General features: G+C 47.7%; 15 protein-coding genes. 13 read left to right on the forward strand and 2 right to left on the reverse strand.

All coding sequences use genetic code 11. From position 1 onward, the window contains the following. The first annotated feature begins 21 nt into the window (after positions 1 to 21). From tctD to OGX90_RS04115, 13 genes are all read left to right on the forward strand, one after another. The gene (gene tctD / locus OGX90_RS04055) at positions 22 to 696 is read left to right on the forward strand and encodes a transcriptional regulator TctD (RefSeq protein WP_003826032.1); all 675 of its coding nucleotides are present in this window, start codon (positions 22 to 24) and stop codon (positions 694 to 696) included. After that, positions 683 to 2,095, forward strand: coding sequence for a sensor histidine kinase (locus OGX90_RS04060; RefSeq protein WP_048225208.1), 1,413 nt, complete (start codon positions 683 to 685; stop codon positions 2,093 to 2,095). Before tctD ends, OGX90_RS04060 begins: the two co-directional genes overlap by 14 nt. A 455-nt stretch (positions 2,096 to 2,550) precedes the next feature. Further along, positions 2,551 to 3,966: an undecaprenyl-phosphate glucose phosphotransferase gene (locus OGX90_RS04065; RefSeq protein ID WP_008785590.1), complete on the forward strand. Its 1,416-nt coding sequence runs from the start codon at positions 2,551 to 2,553 to the stop codon at positions 3,964 to 3,966. Next, the gene (locus OGX90_RS04070; RefSeq protein ID WP_045899700.1) at positions 3,956 to 5,242 is read left to right on the forward strand and encodes an outer membrane beta-barrel protein; all 1,287 of its coding nucleotides are present in this window, start codon (positions 3,956 to 3,958) and stop codon (positions 5,240 to 5,242) included. The genes OGX90_RS04065 and OGX90_RS04070 overlap by 11 nt, the downstream gene beginning before the upstream one ends. 1 nt (position 5,243) lies before the next feature. Further along, positions 5,244 to 5,801: a polysaccharide biosynthesis/export family protein gene (locus OGX90_RS04075; RefSeq protein WP_003826038.1), complete on the forward strand. Its 558-nt coding sequence runs from the start codon at positions 5,244 to 5,246 to the stop codon at positions 5,799 to 5,801. 2 nt (positions 5,802 to 5,803) lie between these two features. Further along, the gene (locus tag OGX90_RS04080; RefSeq protein WP_234692896.1) at positions 5,804 to 7,933 is read left to right on the forward strand and encodes a GumC family protein; all 2,130 of its coding nucleotides are present in this window, start codon (positions 5,804 to 5,806) and stop codon (positions 7,931 to 7,933) included. Continuing rightward, entirely contained in the window at positions 7,930 to 9,141 is a 1,212-nt protein-coding gene (locus tag OGX90_RS04085; protein WP_149608164.1) for a lipopolysaccharide biosynthesis protein, read from the forward strand. Before OGX90_RS04080 ends, OGX90_RS04085 begins: the two co-directional genes overlap by 4 nt. Then, positions 9,138 to 10,508: a hypothetical protein gene (locus OGX90_RS04090; RefSeq protein WP_048215715.1), complete on the forward strand. Its 1,371-nt coding sequence runs from the start codon at positions 9,138 to 9,140 to the stop codon at positions 10,506 to 10,508. Before OGX90_RS04085 ends, OGX90_RS04090 begins: the two co-directional genes overlap by 4 nt. 4 nt (positions 10,509 to 10,512) lie before the next feature. Further along, positions 10,513 to 11,502, forward strand: a complete 990-nt coding sequence (locus OGX90_RS04095) for a glycosyltransferase family 2 protein (RefSeq protein WP_286623199.1) — start codon at positions 10,513 to 10,515, stop codon at positions 11,500 to 11,502. 14 nt (positions 11,503 to 11,516) lie between these two features. Next, positions 11,517 to 12,728: a glycosyltransferase family 4 protein gene (locus OGX90_RS04100; protein WP_128612127.1), complete on the forward strand. Its 1,212-nt coding sequence runs from the start codon at positions 11,517 to 11,519 to the stop codon at positions 12,726 to 12,728. A gap of 1 nt (position 12,729) precedes the next feature. Next, positions 12,730 to 13,842, forward strand: coding sequence for a glycosyltransferase family 4 protein (locus OGX90_RS04105; protein WP_286623201.1), 1,113 nt, complete (start codon positions 12,730 to 12,732; stop codon positions 13,840 to 13,842). Between the two features lie 2 nt (positions 13,843 to 13,844). Further along, positions 13,845 to 14,252 (forward strand): hypothetical protein, encoded by a 408-nt coding sequence (locus OGX90_RS04110; RefSeq protein ID WP_003826052.1) that lies wholly within the window; start codon positions 13,845 to 13,847, stop codon positions 14,250 to 14,252. Positions 14,253 to 14,283: 31 nt separating this feature from the next. Further along, the gene (locus OGX90_RS04115; protein WP_045899692.1) at positions 14,284 to 15,675 is read left to right on the forward strand and encodes a DUF4832 domain-containing protein; all 1,392 of its coding nucleotides are present in this window, start codon (positions 14,284 to 14,286) and stop codon (positions 15,673 to 15,675) included. Positions 15,676 to 15,721: 46 nt separating this feature from the next. Here OGX90_RS04115 and galE read toward each other — a convergent pair whose 3' ends face one another. Together galE and OGX90_RS04125 are read right to left on the reverse strand one after the other, a co-directional pair. Next, entirely contained in the window at positions 15,722 to 16,738 is a 1,017-nt protein-coding gene (galE, locus tag OGX90_RS04120) for a UDP-glucose 4-epimerase GalE (RefSeq protein WP_079934242.1), read from the reverse strand. 52 nt (positions 16,739 to 16,790) lie between these two features. Then, entirely contained in the window at positions 16,791 to 17,729 is a 939-nt protein-coding gene (locus OGX90_RS04125) for a glucosamine inositolphosphorylceramide transferase family protein (protein ID WP_234096606.1), read from the reverse strand. Positions 17,730 to 17,888: the final 159 nt, after the last annotated feature.

Genomic DNA, 17,888 nt, shown 5'->3' on the forward strand with positions numbered 1-17,888 from the left:
AGAAACTTTACAGGATGTGATATGCGTCTCTTATTAGCGGAAGATAACCGTGAGTTAGCTCACTGGCTGGAGAAAGCGCTGGTGCAAAACGGTTTTGCCGTTGACTGTGTGTTTGATGGCCTGGCAGCCGACCATCTTTTACATAGCGAAACGTATGCGCTGGCGGTGCTGGACATCAATATGCCCGGTCTGGATGGCCTGGAAGTCGTTCAGCGGCTGCGCAAACGCGGGCAGACGCTTCCTGTCCTGCTGCTGACGGCGCGTAGCGCGGTGGCCGATAGGGTGAAAGGGTTGAACGTCGGAGCCGATGATTATCTGGCAAAGCCGTTTGAAATCGAGGAACTGGATGCCCGGCTGCGGGCCTTGCTGCGTCGCAGTGCGGGACAGGTGCAAGGCATACAGCAACTGGGGGAGCTGGCGTTTCACGATGAAGGCTATTTTCTGTTGCAGGGGCAGCCGTTGGCGCTCACGCCACGTGAACAGGCGCTGTTGACGGTGCTGATGTACCGTCGGTTGCGGCCGGTTTCACGTCAGCAGTTGTTTGAGCAGGTCTTCAGCCTGAGTGATGAGGTTAGTCCCGAAAGCATTGAGCTGTATATCCATCGCTTACGTAAAAAGCTACAGGGAAGCGATGTGCGTATTGCTACGCTGCGTGGTCTGGGCTATGTGCTGGAGCGTAGCGATGAAGTGGGTTAAACCCCAATCGTTGTACCTGCAACTGCTGATGTTTCTGGGCCTGCCGCTAATGTTGCTGTGGGGCCTGTCGGCATTTAACAGCTATGTCAGTGCGCTACAGGCGGCGACCCAGGCGTATGACCGGACACTACTCTCATCCGCCAGGACCGTCTCCGAGCGGCTGGTGGTGCGCAATAAACAGCTGGAAGTGAACGTGCCATGGGTGGTGCTGGACAGCTTTGAACTGAATATGAACGACCGACTGTATTACAAAGTGGTTGATCCGGCGGGGAAGGTTATCTCGGGTTATGACGATTTACCGGCGATGCCGCCTGCTACCTCGCGCACGCGTCTTTACCCGGCGCTGGCATGGTTTTATCACACCGAATATCGCGGTGAGGCAATCCGCGTGGCACGTCTTCTGCAGCCCGTCAATGAAGGCGGTATTGTCGGCATGGCGGAGATTTATGTTGCCGAAACGCTGCAATCGCGGCGTTATCTGGCACGACAGCTGCTGTTTTCCTCGTGGGTTTCGCAAGGGTTGCTGGTGCTACTGACTCTGGTGCTGGTTGGCTGGCTGCTGCGCCGGGTGCTACGCCCGATGCGCCAGCTGTCATCGCTGATGGTGCGTCGTGAGCCAGGCCTGCTGACGCCGCTGCCGGAGCTGCTGCCATGGTCGGAAACCCGTCTGCTGATTGTGGCTTTCAACCGTTATCTGGACCGACTTCGCGGTCTCATCTCTCGTCAGGAGCGCTTCAGCGCGGATGCTTCCCATCAGCTCAAAACGCCGTTGGCGGTACTGAAAACTCAGGCATCGGTGGCTCTCGCCAGCGTCGAACCGCGGCAATGGTATGAGAGTTTACAAGCCATGAGTAGCACGCTCGATAATACCATTCAACTGACTGAGAGGCTGTTGCAGCTGTCTGCGGTGAAACGCAAAGAGCAGGGGGAAAGGCATTTCTCGCCGGTTAATCTGTATGAGGTGGTGCAAACCAGCTGTTTTACCCGACTGGCGCAGTCGCGTAGTAAAGGGATCGATCTGGGCTATGAAGGGGAACAGGACGCGGTGTGGGTTGAGGGAGATGAAGTTCTGCTCGGTGAACTGTGTGGGAATCTGCTGGATAACGCACTGAAATACACGCCGTCGCAGGGGATGGTGACCGCCCGGCTGCAACGAGAAGGAGAGGCCGTGGTGCTGGTGGTCGAAGATAGCGGGCCGGGCATAGATGAGCAGATGGTTCATCAGGCCCTGCTACCGTTTCATCGTCTTGATAACGTAGGCAATGTCCCAGGCGCCGGGATCGGCCTGGCGCTGGTCAATGATATTGCTCGTCTGCATCGTACGCATCCTCAGCTAACGCGTAGTGAGACATTAGGTGGGTTGAGGGTTCGGGTACGCTTTTTAAGCGTTACCGTATGAGGTATTCATGGTGATGATATTTGTTGTTTAATTATAATAAAAAGTAATTAATTGTATTATTAATATCATTTGAAATGTTGTCGTAAGGCAGCTGTTTTTTATTTTAATTACGGTATTAAACAGCAACTCTAAGGTGATTCAACGTCACTGAAACAATACTTTTGTGCAATTTATCATACATAAAACACTTTTTCATAGACCATGAGATGTTATCTGTCAATAGCGAAAATGTTGTTAAAGGTTATCTTTTTTGCTGAGGTAGATAAAACTTCTATTGATGTCATCTGCATTAAAATCATATGGATACGATTTCACTGGGGAGTGTTGTCACAGTAATGAGTATTATTTTTTACATTTACTGACAATGTACCATTGCGTTTTTTAGACTTGTGATATAATTAGCAACATGAAATGAGAAAAAAACAATTAAAGATCAATAAATAATGGGCTGAGATATGCTTAAAAAATCGCTAAAGATTAGCAGCCAAGGATATCCAGTCTTTTTAAAACTGGTCGATTTCATTGTTATCAATGTGACGTTAATTTTTAGCGCCCATCTGCTGGGTTTGGTGCCCTTTAACACCATTGCCATTTTGAGTCTTCTCTTCTCAATCTTTTTCTTGCTGTTTGCTGAATACATTAAAATGTACCAGCAAAAGATTAAGACGATCGGTTTACGTAATCAAAAGCGCTTGGTTTTTTGTACGCTGCTGGCGATTTTTTTTAACGAACTGGTCAGTATGACGGTGGCTGAACCTGAGTCACTGGGCTACTTAGACAGACTGCCTTCCCCTTTTTATTCAGCTATTATTTACTGGTACTTCATTCCATTACCTTTTCTTTACTACATTCGTTTTTTTATTTTTAAGTATTCAACGAAAAAGAGTATACGCGTGGCGATTATTGGTCTGACCGACAATGGTCTGGCCGCAGAAACCGCGCTAATGAATGAATACGCCAATATCACATTAGATCTGGCCTTTTATGATGAGCGCGCCTTATCTCGCTGTGGCGATGTCGTTGATAAGGTTAAAAGCCCCTTTCGTGGTCCGGTGATCAATCTGGTCGAGGAAGCCAAGAAGGGAAACATAGACGAAATCTATATTGCTTTACCGATGGTTGCTTTACATCGCATTCGTCACTTTTTGGCCATGATGTCAGACACCACCGTAGATACCTATATTGTCCCTGACTTTTATACCTACAGTAACAACATGTCCAAGTTACGCTCCATCCACAATCTGCAAACTATCGGTATCTTTAGTTCACCGTTCGAAGGGGCGGGCTCGTTTATTAAGCGGGCGGAAGATTTGGTTCTTGGCAGCATCATTATGGTGATGATTTCCTCCCTGATGCTGGCGATTGCCATTGGTATCAAACTCACGTCCCGTGGGCCGGTTTTTTTCAAACAGGACCGCTATGGCTTGAGTGGGCAAAAAATTAAGGTCTGGAAGTTTCGTTCTATGCGCGTCATGGAGAATTCCGATACGGTTATTCAGGCCACTAAAAACGATCCGCGGGTAACCAAATTCGGGAGCTTTTTGCGCCGCACTTCGCTGGATGAACTTCCTCAATTTATTAACGTTTTACAGGGAAGTATGTCGATTGTCGGTCCCAGACCTCATGCGGTTACGCATAATGAGCAGTACCGCAAACAGGTCGAAAATTACATGATTCGCCATAAAGTTAAGCCAGGGATCACTGGGCTTGCGCAGATCAACGGATTCCGCGGGGAGATCGATGCGCTTTATAAGATGGAAAAAAGGGTTCAGTACGATATTGAGTACATTCAAAACTGGTCGTTATGGCTGGATATAAAAATTATTATTAAAACTATTTTCAAAGGATTTGTCGGTAAGAATGCATACTAAATTACTCGTTATTACCGGAATCGTGATATCGCAGTCCGCATGGGCTGATTTAACGCCGAAATCACACATTGGCTTTGCGGGGATAGACTTCCAGGGCAAGGTCGCTGTGGACTATGGTTATAATGATAACGTGTCTTATCAGCCACATAGCAGCGATGCTATCGGTTCCTCGTTTCAGAGTGCGGCGCCCGTTCTGAGTATGATTGGAGAGCGTGGTCAGGATAAGTATTTGCTGATGTACTCTGGGGATTATCGTAACTACTCAAGCGATTCTGCTGATAACTACAACGATCATTTTTTTCGTTTTAACGGTGCCTGGCGGTATGGGCTCAAGCATGGCTTAACCCTCAATCTGGAGGATTCGCTTGGGCATGAATCCCGCGGTCGTGACATCACCGAGGGGTTTCTACCGAGTCAGTTTGAGCAGTATGGGATTAAATCTCCGCTGACGACGAATTTTATCAATAGTGAATTGCGCTACAGCTACGGTGCGCCTGATGGTCGCGGCAAAGCGGAACTGGCGTTGTTATACAAAAAACTGACTTTCGGTAACACCTCTGATGTTCGGGACAGCAGTGAGGACTTCTACAATTATATTCAGGAACAGGAATGGCATGAAAATAGCCTGATAGCGGAAGTTTTTGACCAATACTCATCCAGAACGCGCTTTCGCTATAGCTTTATTACTAACCAGCGTCGCTATGATAACAACTCAGATAAAGACACTAATGAGTATTATTTACTGTATGGCCTGAAGTCGCAGTTGACGGGGAAAACCAATGTCGACATGAATATTTCATGGCTGTATAAAACATTTGAAAACAACGCAAACTCGCATGATTTTAATGGTCTAAACTGGGACATAAAAGCGGAGTGGAAGCCTTTACAGCAGTCTGTTTTCACGGCCCACTCTGCGCAAAGCATTAAAGACCCATCGGAAGTTGGGGGATATATTTTAGTGACCCAGTATGGCCTTTCTTACCAGCATTTCTGGTTAGGCACTCGTTTTTCTACTTTATTGGACTACTCATTCACTTCGGAAGACTATAAAAAACAGAACAAGGATCGACATGATAAAGATGGCGTGTTTAGTGTCACCATGAGCTATGACTACACGCCGTCGGTTAATTTTGAGATTAAATATCAGATAGATACATTAAATTCGAATAAGGATACTGACTCGTTTTATATCGGTCCCAACGACAATCAGGAAGTCATTAGAACGTTGGGTTATGATAATTCTATGATTATGCTTAAAGCTAAGGTTCAGATCTAAAATGAAAATAATAGAACTGTGCGCGGTTTTGCTATTCAGTATCCTGTTGGTCGGATGCACAGCGTCCAGCCCGCGATTAATGGACGATCCTGCTACTGTTCAGCAGGATTACCGGCTTGGGGCGGGGGATACGGTCAATATCGCTGTTCATGGTCAACCCGATATGACGATGCGGTTTATTTTGGATAAGAGCGGGGAAATTAATTTCCCGTTTGTTGGTGCTCTTAAATTACAAGATAAAACCGTTGATCAAGTGACTAAAGAATTAACTCAACGCCTGACCGGAGATTATTTTACATCTCCAATGGTGACGGTGAGTATTGCCGAGTTCCGCAAATACTATGTTTCAGGTGAGGTAAAAAGTCCAAATGGCTTCGCCTATGAGCCAGGGCTTACCGTCGAGAAATCTATTGCGCAGGCGGGTGGATTTACAGATCGTGCTGACCGAAAAGATATCAACATTCGCCTGTCAGGGAGCAATCAGCTGCTTGAGAATGTCGATTTAACGCACTCTGTTCATCCTGGGGATGTCGTGATTATTGGCATGGGGTTCTTCTGACGATGAAACTATCAATAGTGGAAAACGGCAAAAAACGAGAAAGCAGTGTCGAATTCTCCCGCTTTGCCAAAGAGCTGAAAAAGAACGCCTGGAAAATCGCGCTGGCCGGTATCGTTGCCGGGGTTGTCGCGTATCCGTTAATCAGCATGATGTCTTCAAAGTATGTTTCAACGGCGACGGTGCTGATTAAGGCGCAGGCTGATAATGTTTCTCCGTTTCCACAGGTTGATGGTTTCGATTCAACGCGCAGTGGTTACTACGAAACACAATATGCGTTGATGCATTCACGTATTGTGCTGGAGCAAGCCGTACGTGATATGAAGCTGGATGAAAACCCGGAGTTTACCGGGGAAAAAGCCGGTGCCCAGGGGGCTGATAGCAATGAAAGTCGGCAACTGAGAATGGAGCAAGCGCTGAAAACGTTATCGAAAAACCTGAATGTCATCGGTATTCGCACGACGAACCTGGCTTCCATTACCTATGAATCAACTTCGCCTCAGGTTGCGGCTGATATTGCCAACGGCGTCGCGCAGGCTTTCATCAACTATACGGTGGAGCAGAAACGTCTGAAGGTGGAGAAAGCTCGCGAACTGAATTTTGAAAAAATGGAAGAGATTCAGAAGTCGATAGCTAAGCAAAAAGACGAGATGGACAGCTATCTGAAAAATGCCGGGCTGCTGACCTTCCGTGGTATCGATGGTTTTGAAACCGAGCAGTTAAGTATCGTAACTAATCGCCTGGCCGATGCGACCCAGCGTCGGGTTGCCGCTGAATCCGTCTATAACGAGGTGAACGGGGGAGGTAAGTCCCTTGAGAGCGTTATCTCGCTGCCTTCGGTCTCTAACCACGCTCAGATCCAGGATTTGCGCATCGCGTTGATTCAGGCGCAACGAACGTTGTCCGAACAGCGTAAAGTCTATGGGCCAAAAAATCCCGCCATTTTAAAAGCAGAAGCCGATGTTCAGTCAATCCAAAGCCAGACCGGGCGGGTATTGGGCGAGCTGAAAGTCGGTTTACGTCAGCAATATCTGGCGGCGCTGGCGGACGAAAAAAACTATCAACAGCAAGTGATTGAGCAGAAAGAGATCTTCCAGAAAATGGCGTCAAAACGGGATGCCTGGAACAGTCAAAAGCTGTCGTTAGATAAAATGGAAGACCTGTATAAATCGCTTTATCAACGTACTCAGGAGTTGTCGCTGTCCGGCGTGAATGCCGATGCGGTGTTATACGACCCTGCGGTACCCGCGTTAAAACCGGCGAAACCGAATAAATCTTTATTGTTGCTGATGGTGGTCATGCTGGTGGTGGTGTTCAGCATCATGTATTTCATTGTCAAAGCGGCAATGGATAACTCAATCGGTACCCTTAGTCGCATGAAAAAACGGCTCAGTGTTGTTCCGTTGGGTGAAATTCGTCGTTTTAGCGGAACCTCAGGGCGCGCACAGGTGCGGGACATGATCATGAAGAACCCGCTAAATGCCGATATTGTGCACGGTATCCGTACCCGGATTATGCTGGATAATCGACCTTTACAGACGCTCGCCGTGGCGTCGACGGAGCACGGCGATGGACGTTCTTTGTTGGCGAATCTGTTAGCGAACTCTTTTAGTTTCGACCAGAAAACACTGCTTATTGATGCAGATTTCTTTAACACTGGTGGGCTCACATCCGAGCTGGCGTCAGCTACATCCGCAGGCTTAGCGGAACTGCTGCGCGGGGAGACAGAGCTTGAACAGGCGAGGATCAAACTCAGTGATAACCTCGACTTTATTCCACACGGCAAGAACACTATCTCATCTTTACTGATGCTGTCGTCGGAGCATGTTGAACTCTTAATGCGCGAGTTGAAATCGCATTATCAGCGCATCATTATTGATGTTGCTGCCGTGAATCAGAGCCAGGATGTTCAACTGATCAAACGTGCCGTCGATGGCGTTGTTTTCATTGTGAAAGCCGGGGCGGGGTCCGCGGGACAAATCGCCAACGCGCTGGATAAGATCGAGGAAAATAACGGCGTGGTGATTGGTGCGGTGCTCAATGCAGTTGAAGAAAAGGATCTTGAGACACAAGAGGGTCTGCGTTCACTGAACTTCAGTACCGATCAACTGATGGCAACGCCAGGCCGCGTATGAGTCTACTGAAGAGCGCTTCCACAATAGCCGGTTCATCAGTCATCTCGCAGTTGATTGGTGCACTGTCTATTTGGTTGATTTCACACAAGTACGATATGGCTGAAGTGGGGCTTTATGCGCTCAACTACAGCATCGCCGTGGTGGGCGCTCAGGTGTGTACCTTTGCATCACAGCTGTTAATTCCTAAACAGCAGGATGACGAACTGGTGCAGAATGTTGTGTTTTGCCTGATCCAAAGCACGATCATTGCCTTACCGTACGCTGTGCTGACCGCGTGGCTGTTTCACCAGAACATTCTGTTCCTCTATTTACTGACGCTGGCAACGGCGTGGGTTTTAATCTCGGAAAACCTGTCACTACGCACGGCTAACTTTCGTTTTCTGATCTTCCAGCGCATTTCTGTTTCTGTGGTCGTTGTACTTTCCGTCCTTCTTACGCACCATGTACAGCTGTTTTATTGGTCGTGGGCCTGCGCGACGATGGTGCTGACCATAAGCTGTATTTTGCATTCGTTTGATATTCGTTCGGTGGCGGCCAGACATCTGCGACCCGCCAGTAATTGGCATTTTTTCAAACAGAATATTCATCACATTACCAAAGTGGGCAGCGCGGAAGTGCTGGCGATGGCCAGCAGCAATTTGCCTATTATGCTGATTAACTTTTGGTTCTCGGCGCTGACGGCGGGTTATTTTTCCGTGGTTAGCCGCTTTTGCCTGGCGCCGGTGGTGATCATCGGGAATGCGGTGCGCAATACTATTTTTTCTAAATGGTCTATCGACTTCAGAAATAATACCTTCAACTATCAGGAGTATACCAGGGTACGTATGCTATTGCTGGTACTAGGGGTTATCTGTACCCTTGGGGTTTTTATTTTCTATCCGATTGTGATGCGCCTCGGCTTTAGCGAAGACTGGATAAACTCCATTGAGACGTCACGCTACATGTTGCCCTATTTATTCCCGGCGCTGGCGATAAGCCCTCTGACGGTGATAGAGCTTATTTTTGGTTCCCATCGCTATTTTCTGCGTATCCAACTGGAACAGCTGGCGATTGTACTCTTCGCTTTTGTTGTGACGCCCTATTTTTATAAAGATTATGCAACGTCGGTCATCTTGTTTTCTTCACTGACATTTATTCGCTACGCCTTCATTTATCTGAAAATGAATAAGCGAGCCAATCTCCTGAAAGACAAGCCGGTGATACTATGACGCTGAATACCGGATACTATTTACAGGTTTATACCTTTGTCACGCTGATCCTGTGTGGCCTGGTGCAATACTTTACCGGCATGCAGTCAGTGCTGTGGATACCTTTTTTCCTGACCCTGTTGATGGTGGGATTATTGGTGATGCAGACGCGTGATGGCTCCTTACATCTCGATGCCCAGGAGACGATTGTCCTGGCGTTGTACTTTTCGTTTCTGGTGCTGGCTGGAGCATCGACGCTGATTCAGGGCGGGATCACCGTCGCGATTGTGGCATTTAAAAACGAAATTGCGCTGTCGCTGGTGATGATCTGTTTGCTGCTGGGCTTTTGCAGGGAATCACAGATTTACCGCGCAACGCGCTATCTGTATTGGGTGTTTTACGCGCAGATTCCGGTAATGATTTATCAGGTTTTACTGGTCGTTCCCCAGCGCGTTGCGGTGCGCGGCGAAGATGAGAAATGGGACTCCGTGGTTGGCACGTTTGGCGGTGACCCAATGGGGGGCGGGAATACTGCCGCAATGGGCCTGTTTTGCCTGTTAATTATGTTGTTAAAAGTCTCCGAATATAAGCATGGGCTCACCACGTTCAAGTCCATGGCGCTGCATATTGTTCTCGGTATCGGGTTATGCATCATTGGTGAAGTGAAGTTTGTCATCCTGCTATCGCCTATATTCCTGGCGTGGGTGTGGCTTTCACCGAGCTACGTCAAAGACGTTAGTAAGGTCAATCTGAAGACGTTGTTAGTTATTGTGGCGGGAATGCTGTTGCTTATTAGCCTGTCGATTGTGATCCTCGCATACTATTATTCTACGGCGTTCGGCGGCGATCCGTCGAAAAGCTCGTTAAGTATTTTTATCGACTCCTTAAGCTATATCTTTGATCCGAACTACATTATGTCTACCGGTGAGTTGGGGCGCTTTACGACGTTCCTGTTCTGGTTGAAAAATAACGATCTGTGGGGGCTTTCAGGAACGTTATTTGGCTACGGACTCAATGCAACTAACAGTGGTAGTACGGTGTCGCCGGGCTTTTTGAATATTATCTACAACTTAATTCTCGACTCGACTTCCCTGAGTATGCTGCTGTGGGAAGTGGGGGTGATCGGCACGTTGCTCTTTATTAGCTTATTCATTTATATCCTGAAGGTTTGTCAGCCAAAGCCATTACTGATGCTTGAGCAACTGGACCAGCAGGATCTTCAGTTGTTGAGCTTTGCACCGGCGTTTAACGCTTTTGCGATTGGTTGCTTAATTAGCTTACCTTATAGCCAGATACTGATGATTACACCGATGTTACAATTCCTGTTCTATTTATCACTAGGATCAAGTTTAGTGATTCGTCGAACCGTCCTTCGCTGCGTAGGGTAATTGTATGGACCAAAAACCGTTTATTTCAGTGAGTATTAAAACACTCAATGAATCTAAATGTATTGAGAAGACGATTGACAGTATCCGTAAGCAGCTTATTGATTATCCACACAAAATTGTTGTGGCAGATAGTCTGTCAACGGATAACACCCAACAGCTTGCGATCGATAAAGGGGTGACCGTAGTGTCCTTAACTGACCCTGGCGATCGCTGCTGTGGCGTCGGGCACCAGTTAGGTTATCTGTATAGTGAAGGGGAATATCTGTTGTTGATGGACGGCGATATGGAGCTGGAGGAGGGCTTTGTGGATCAGGCCGTCGCGTTTTTGCAGGCCGAACCAGAATATGCAGGCGTTGCGGGAACCGTTGAAATGGATGATGCCGTAAACTATGAATTTAAATCGCGTAAGCAACGCATTAATAAAATCTATCCACTCGGGGATAGCGATCATCTGGGTGGCGGTGGGCTGTATCGTCGGTCGGCAATTGAAAAAATTGGTTATCTGACTAACCGTAATTTGCACGCGTATGAAGAGGCTGAACTGGGCCTGCGTTTAATCGAAGCAGGCTATAAACTGCGGCGTCTGGATATTCCTTACTTCAGCCATACATCACATACGCTGCCGACGTTTAAGATGCTGGCGCGGCGCTGGACCAGCGGTTATTACCAGGCACCGGGTGAGCTTTTGCGTTGTAGTTGGGGGAAACCCTGGTTTTCCCAGTCATTCAACATCGTGAAGAATGAGGCGGTATTTGCGCTCTACCTTATTCTCTTATTTGTGGCGATGCTCAGTTTAAATATCAATGTGTTTGCCGTTGCGCTTCTACCATTACTGGCGTTTGCTTTGTTGAAGATTGTGCAAAACCGCTCGTTAACAGATGGGCTGCAAAGCGTTATTAATTTAATCGTACGCTCAGCGGGGCTGATCAAAGGTATTTTTTATCCGGTACGCGATCCGCTGACTCCGCCTAACAGTAAAATCATTCATGAATAACCGGGGCAGGCGCCATGAAAGTATTATTGGTTAACAAGTTTTTTTTCATCAAAGGCGGCGCGGAAACGGTTTATTTTCAAGAGCGCGATATGCTGAAACAGGCCGGAGTGCAGGTTATTGATTTCTCTATGCAGCATGAGAATAATTTCCCCTCGGACTATGCGGATTATTTCGTCAGTAATGTGGACTACCACAAAGCGAGCAATCTGCTGGGTGGTATCAAAACGGCGGTTAACTTTATTCATAATTCGCAGGCCTGCAAAAAAATGCTGGCGCTATTAGAAAAAGAGCGCCCGGATATCGTCCACTTTCACAACATCTACCATCAGTTAACACCGGCGTTGATTAAAGTTGCGCGCAATTTTGGCTGCAAAACGGTGCTGACTGCGCATGACTATAAGATTGTGTGCCCCGCGTATTCCATGCTGCGCGACGGCAAAGTGTGTGATTCCTGTATTACCGGAACGGTTTTCAATGCCTTCAGGTATCGTTGTCAGGAAGGTTCAGCCTCAAAAAGTTTACTGCTCTCCCTGGAGGCAACCTGGCAGTACATTGCACAAAACTATCAGGCACTGGATGTGATTGTTTCACCAAGCGTTTTTTTACGCGGTGTCTTGCTGCGCACGCTGCCAAATTCGCGCATTGATGTCATCGTCAATGGCGTTGATGACAGCCGTCCCCTGGCTGAAGTGAGCGATGAGGGCTATATGCTGTACTTCGGTCGTCTGAGCCGTGAAAAGGGCGTGGCAACGTTGTTGGCAGCGCATAAAAAAATGCAGAACAGCGCGCCGCTGAAAGTTGTGGGGCACGGTCCGTTGCATGATGAATTAGCCGCCAAATATCCGGATGTTGAGTTTTTAGGTTATGTGCAACAAGGGGAAGCCCTCGACAACCTTATTAAGCATGCGCGAGCGGTGATCCTGCCTTCAGAATGCTATGAAAACTGTTCTATGGCGATATTAGAGGCGATGTCCTTAGGCAAACCGGTTATCGGGTCGCGCATCGGCGGTATACCGGAACAAATTCGTGACGGTGTCGAAGGGATTTTATTCGAACCGGGCAATGTGCAGGAGTTAGCCAATGCGATGGACGCTCTGGCCGACTCGCCTGAGAAGGCGAGGAATATGGGTTTACATGGTCGTGCGCGGTTGAGTGAAAAATATGCGCTGAATAAACATATGGATACCCTCCAGGCGCTGTATAAAGAACTGCTGAGCAGGCCATAGTATGAGTAAAAAAATAACGGTTTTTGGAACGCGTGGTATTCCCGATGTATTGGGCGGTGTGGAGACACACTGTCAGAATCTTTATCCTGCCATTAAACAGCAGTTCGACGTGGATATTTGCGTGATTGCTCGCTCGCCATATGTAAATTACAAACGATCGGTATATAAGAAAGTCGAAACCTACGCGCTGTGGGCGCCCAAAAAGCGCTCGCTGGAAGCGATTGTCCATTCCGTTTTAGCGGCGTTTAGGACACGTATCGACCATTCAGATATTGTGCATGTCCATGCTATCGGCCCTGGCCTTGTGATCCCATTATTACGCGTGTTAGGGAAGAAGGTGGTTTTTACCCACCACGGGCCCGATTACGATCGCCAGAAATGGGGATTTGTAGCCAAAAAAATATTGTTGCTGGGTGAGCGTTGGGCGGTGAGATATGCCAACGAGGTGATTGTGATTTCTGAAGTTATTAATCAATTGATCCAGAAAAAACACGGTCGCTATGATGCGCATTTAATTCACAATGGCGTGAACGAGCCGCGGTTATTATCACAGCTCACCATCGACAATACGCTCTCCCGCTTTGGGCTGCAGCCGAAAAACTACCTCGTGGTGGTTGGGCGGTTTGTGGAAGAAAAAGGGATGCATGATGCCATCGCCGCTTATCAACACAGTGGTTTGACCATGCCGTTAGTGTTAATTGGCGATGCGGATCATCCGACCGAATACAGCGTGCGCCTCAAAAAGCTTGCCGCCGACACGCCAGGTGTTGTGATGACTGGTTTTTTACGTGGTGACGAACTTCAGGCGGTGTTTTCGCAGGCTAAATTGTTTGTGATGCCCTCATACCATGAAGGATTGCCTATTGCGCTGCTGGAGGCAATGTCATTTTCTCTTCCGGCCGTCGTCAGTGATATTCCGGCTAACCTTGAAGTTCAACTGCCCGCCGAGGCCTATTTTAAGGTGGGAGATGTAACCGGTCTGGCTGAAAAATTAGGCCAAGGGGCAACAGCAAATAGCGTGGACTATGGTGTATATTTGCAAAACTACAATTGGCATGAAATCGCCAAAAAGACGGTTAACGTCTACCACTCCATTGATAAAGATATAGGTTAATTTTGACCAGTCCTCAAAATCGTCCTCCTGCCATCGAACGGTTTTACGCTCACCTTGATGAGCGGATAGCGGAGGAATTGACCCCTGAACAAAAAGAAGGGGTGGAAAAAGCGCTCCTTGCTACAACCCTGACTTCGCGACATCAGATCGATATTCGCAGAAGCTTTCCTTTTTTCAGTAAGCGTTATTATCTGGTTTTTTTGTTTGGCAGAGATTTACGCCGCCAGCATCGCCAGGAATCAACCCTGTCGAGAATGTTGCTCACTTTTTTGCTGCTGATTGCCGTGCTATTCGTCACCTGCTGCATATTGCTGACGCTGTATATGATCAAATCCGCGTTAGGTATTGATGTGTTCCAAAATTTTCACGTAGGTATCTGGGACTGGTGGTTAAGCCTGAAAGACCGCTAGTGTTAACAAATTGGTGGAGGACGTCATTGCGATGAAGCGTAAATGGGTTTGTGCGTTGTTGTGCATGTTTTTCCCGCTGACGGTTATGGCCGCATTGACGACCGTTACCCCCAAAGCATTGACGGGCCCGTTAACCAATCCGGGGATTGGCGTGGCAAGTTTTCATCAGGGATACGGTGAAACGCTGGGGCTGGCGGACTATCCCAATACCGGATTTGAATACGAGCGTTTTTACTGGCGGGACCTGGAGCCAGTCGAAGGCCAGTACAATTTTGCGTTGGTGGATGATGCCTTCAAATACGCGGCGGCACATCGCCCTGCGATGAATGTCGGGCTACGATTTATGGCTCTGGCAGAGCCGGAAAGCGGTTCGCAAATACCTGACTGGCTGATTAAAAAAGGCGTGAAAGGAACCTGGACGCCGGATAAAAAGACATTTGCCCCGGATTTAGACGATCCTCTGTTTATTGAATACAGCCAGCGTCTGTTGAACGCATTTGGTAAGCGCTACGATGGTAATGAGAATCTCGCGTTTGTTGATATTGGCATGGTGGGATCATGGGGAGAATGGCATAACAGCAACTTCCCGAACCTGAAGCCATTACTGGAGCGATACACCACGGCGCAACTGGATCGCTACGTCGCGATGCACTTTTCTGCTTTTCCGGTGACGCCAAAAACCATGCTGATAAGCGGCGGTCAAAGTCTGGCGAATGCGGTGGCGCGTGGGGCTGGGTGGCGTGCGGACTGTTGGGGGGACCTGCGCGTATTTTCGGACACCTGGAACCATATGGCTGATGATTACCCGCAGCGATTGCTGGCTGCGCAGCAGAGTTATTCAGGGTTCAACGACGTCTGGAAACGTGCGCCGGTGAGTCTGGAGATCTGCTCGTATATGCAGGATTGGAAGAACACCTTTCACTATACACGTGCTGAAGTGCAGGGGATTTTTGACTGGGCGGTCAAGCAGCACGCCAGTACCATTAACCTGAAATCGAGAACGATACCCAGCGACTATCGACCGATTGTCGACAATGCGCTGACCAAATTGGGCTATCGATTTCGCCTTGCGTCCCTGAGCCATGAGTCCGTGTGGGACAGTGGACAAACGCTGACATTAAACAGTACCTGGTACAATGAGGGTATCGCACCGATTTATCTGCCATACATGCTGGCATTCCGGGTCGTAGACAGCGCCAATAAGGTGGTGGCACAGGGGAATTCCGCGGAGGATATTCGCCGCTGGCTCCCCGGTAAGTATCAGGTCAGTTATGCGTTATCTATGCCAGGCCGACTGGCGAAAGGGCAATACGCGATTGAGGTTGCGATGCTGGATAAGTCGGGTGCGGCGAGAATTAACTTTGCCAATGAAGGGAAACAGAGCAGCGGCTGGTACCGGGTGTCAACAATAACGGTACGCTAGTCAGACACAGCAGCGAGCCTGACGGTCAGGCTCGCTGCTGAGAACATTAAATTTGATACCCATTCGGGTTATTTTTTTGCCAGTTCCAGGTGTCACGCATCATTTCATCAAGGTTATAGATGGCCTTCCAACCTAGCTCTTTGTATGCCAGCGATGGGTCAGACCAACATTCGGCAATATCTCCGGGTCTTCTGGCGACAAACTGATAGTTAATTTTTGTCTGTGCCGCTTTTTCAAATGCCTCAATGAGGTCAAGTACGGAATACCCGACTCCAGTACCGAGATTAATCACTTTGTAAGCCGCGCCTTTGTTCTGGCAATCAAGTGCGGCTAAATGACCGGTCGCCAGATCCATGACGTGAATATAATCACGCACACCGGTACCATCAGGGGTTGGATAATCATTACCGTACACCGACACGGTTTCCAGCTTACCAATCGCGACCTGGGAGATATACGGAACCAGGTTATTAGGGATACCGTTAGGATCTTCACCAATCCGACCCGATGGATGGGCGCCAACCGGGTTAAAATAGCGCAGGCAGGTAATGCGAAAATCCGGCTGTGCACGTGAGAAATCGGCCAGAATTTGTTCGACCATCAACTTAGACGTGCCGTACGGATTAGTGGTACCACCCGTGCGCGATTGCTCGCTCAGCGGCACGCTTTCTGGATTACCATATACCGTGGCAGATGAGCTAAAAATGAAACGATTAACGCCAGCGGCCAGCATCTCATCCAGTAAAACCAGCGTACCGGTGACGTTGTTTTCATAGTAGGCGAGGGGCTCTTTTATCGACTCTGAAACCGATTTGAGTCCCGCAAAATGAATGACATCGGTGATGTTATGGTCGGCGAAAATGTTTTTTAATGCCTGCCTGTCGAGAACATCGGCGATATAGACAATGGGCTCTCTTCCGGTGAGTTCCGCGACCCTGTCCAGCGAGATTCTGCTGGCGTTCGCCAGATTATCGATAACTACGACATCATCGCCTCTTTCCAGTAGCGTTAACACAGTATGTGAACCAATATAACCTGCACCACCAGTGACAAGAATTGCCATACAGACTCCAGATAAACGGGGATTGATTCACGCCAGTACCATAGAGAACGCGTTATTGGTTACGTTTGGTAAGGTAATAGTTGCGATACCTCACCATGCATTTATAAGATATTTTTTTAAGTATAGATAAAAAGCTGAATTTGTTTATTTTTGTATCATAAACAATATAATTATTTGAGAAGTTCAGCGTGTGGACGCCGTCACTGTGGTTGATCGACGAATTGATTTGTTCGATCAGACTCTCAGCAAAATTAGCGTCGTTCAGTGTCACTAATTCTTTGATATAGATTGATTTTCCATAAGTTTCCGGCGTGCACTCCTGAGTAAGGAAGTATATTTTATTTTCGACCTGATAGGAGGCACCTGCACCTCGATGATGAGGATTGCTCACCTTTAATGAGGGGGTAATCCGCTGCCATTGTCCATAAATATGATCTGCTGAATGAATAATTATTTCGTTATCCATCGTGGTGGACAACAGATAACAGGTTTCATTAATTGAGATAAATACGTTGTCGGTTAATTTGGTATCAGAGATTAAAACTTTAACTTGCTTCCAGCGTGCAGGGAACTCAATTGACTGAAACAGTATTACCTCTTTTCTTTCTGAAGACTCGGGGATCATGAACAGTTGATCGTTGATATGTATCAGATAAGGGAATGACAAATGACACTTTAAGTCGTCAAAGCCTTCAAGCCTAATATCTTCAAGTTCAACCAGTTCACGGTCAAGAACGCGACATCGTAGCGTGCCTTTTGAGTTGCGAAAGCTAAGAGCTTCATAGAAAACATACAGTTTATCGTCTTTTTCAATCAGAAAAGGATCGGCCTGAAATGTATATTTCTTTTTTAACTGCTGCGCAGTGGATTTGCTTAATATCTCCAGAGTGTTGTCGGGGAATGAGTGTGTACCATTATGCTTAATAAGCATGATGTCCCACGACTCATGATAAAATAACTTATCCATTATTCTTTTTATTTTTGTTTGCATCTGCACCTGCTCCTTTTTATCGCCTGCACCATGTATGAACAGCTGTTTGCGACTCAGTGAATGAGCCTGTCGCAATGTTGTATAAATGTGCGAAAACCGATGTGGAACACCAGTGGCTACTTTAAAACTAGTCGCGAGCCCGTTTTTTGTCCACTAACA

This window comes from Citrobacter sp. Cpo012 (genome assembly GCF_030333015.1).
GTDB lineage: Bacteria > Pseudomonadota > Gammaproteobacteria > Enterobacterales > Enterobacteriaceae > Citrobacter > Citrobacter portucalensis.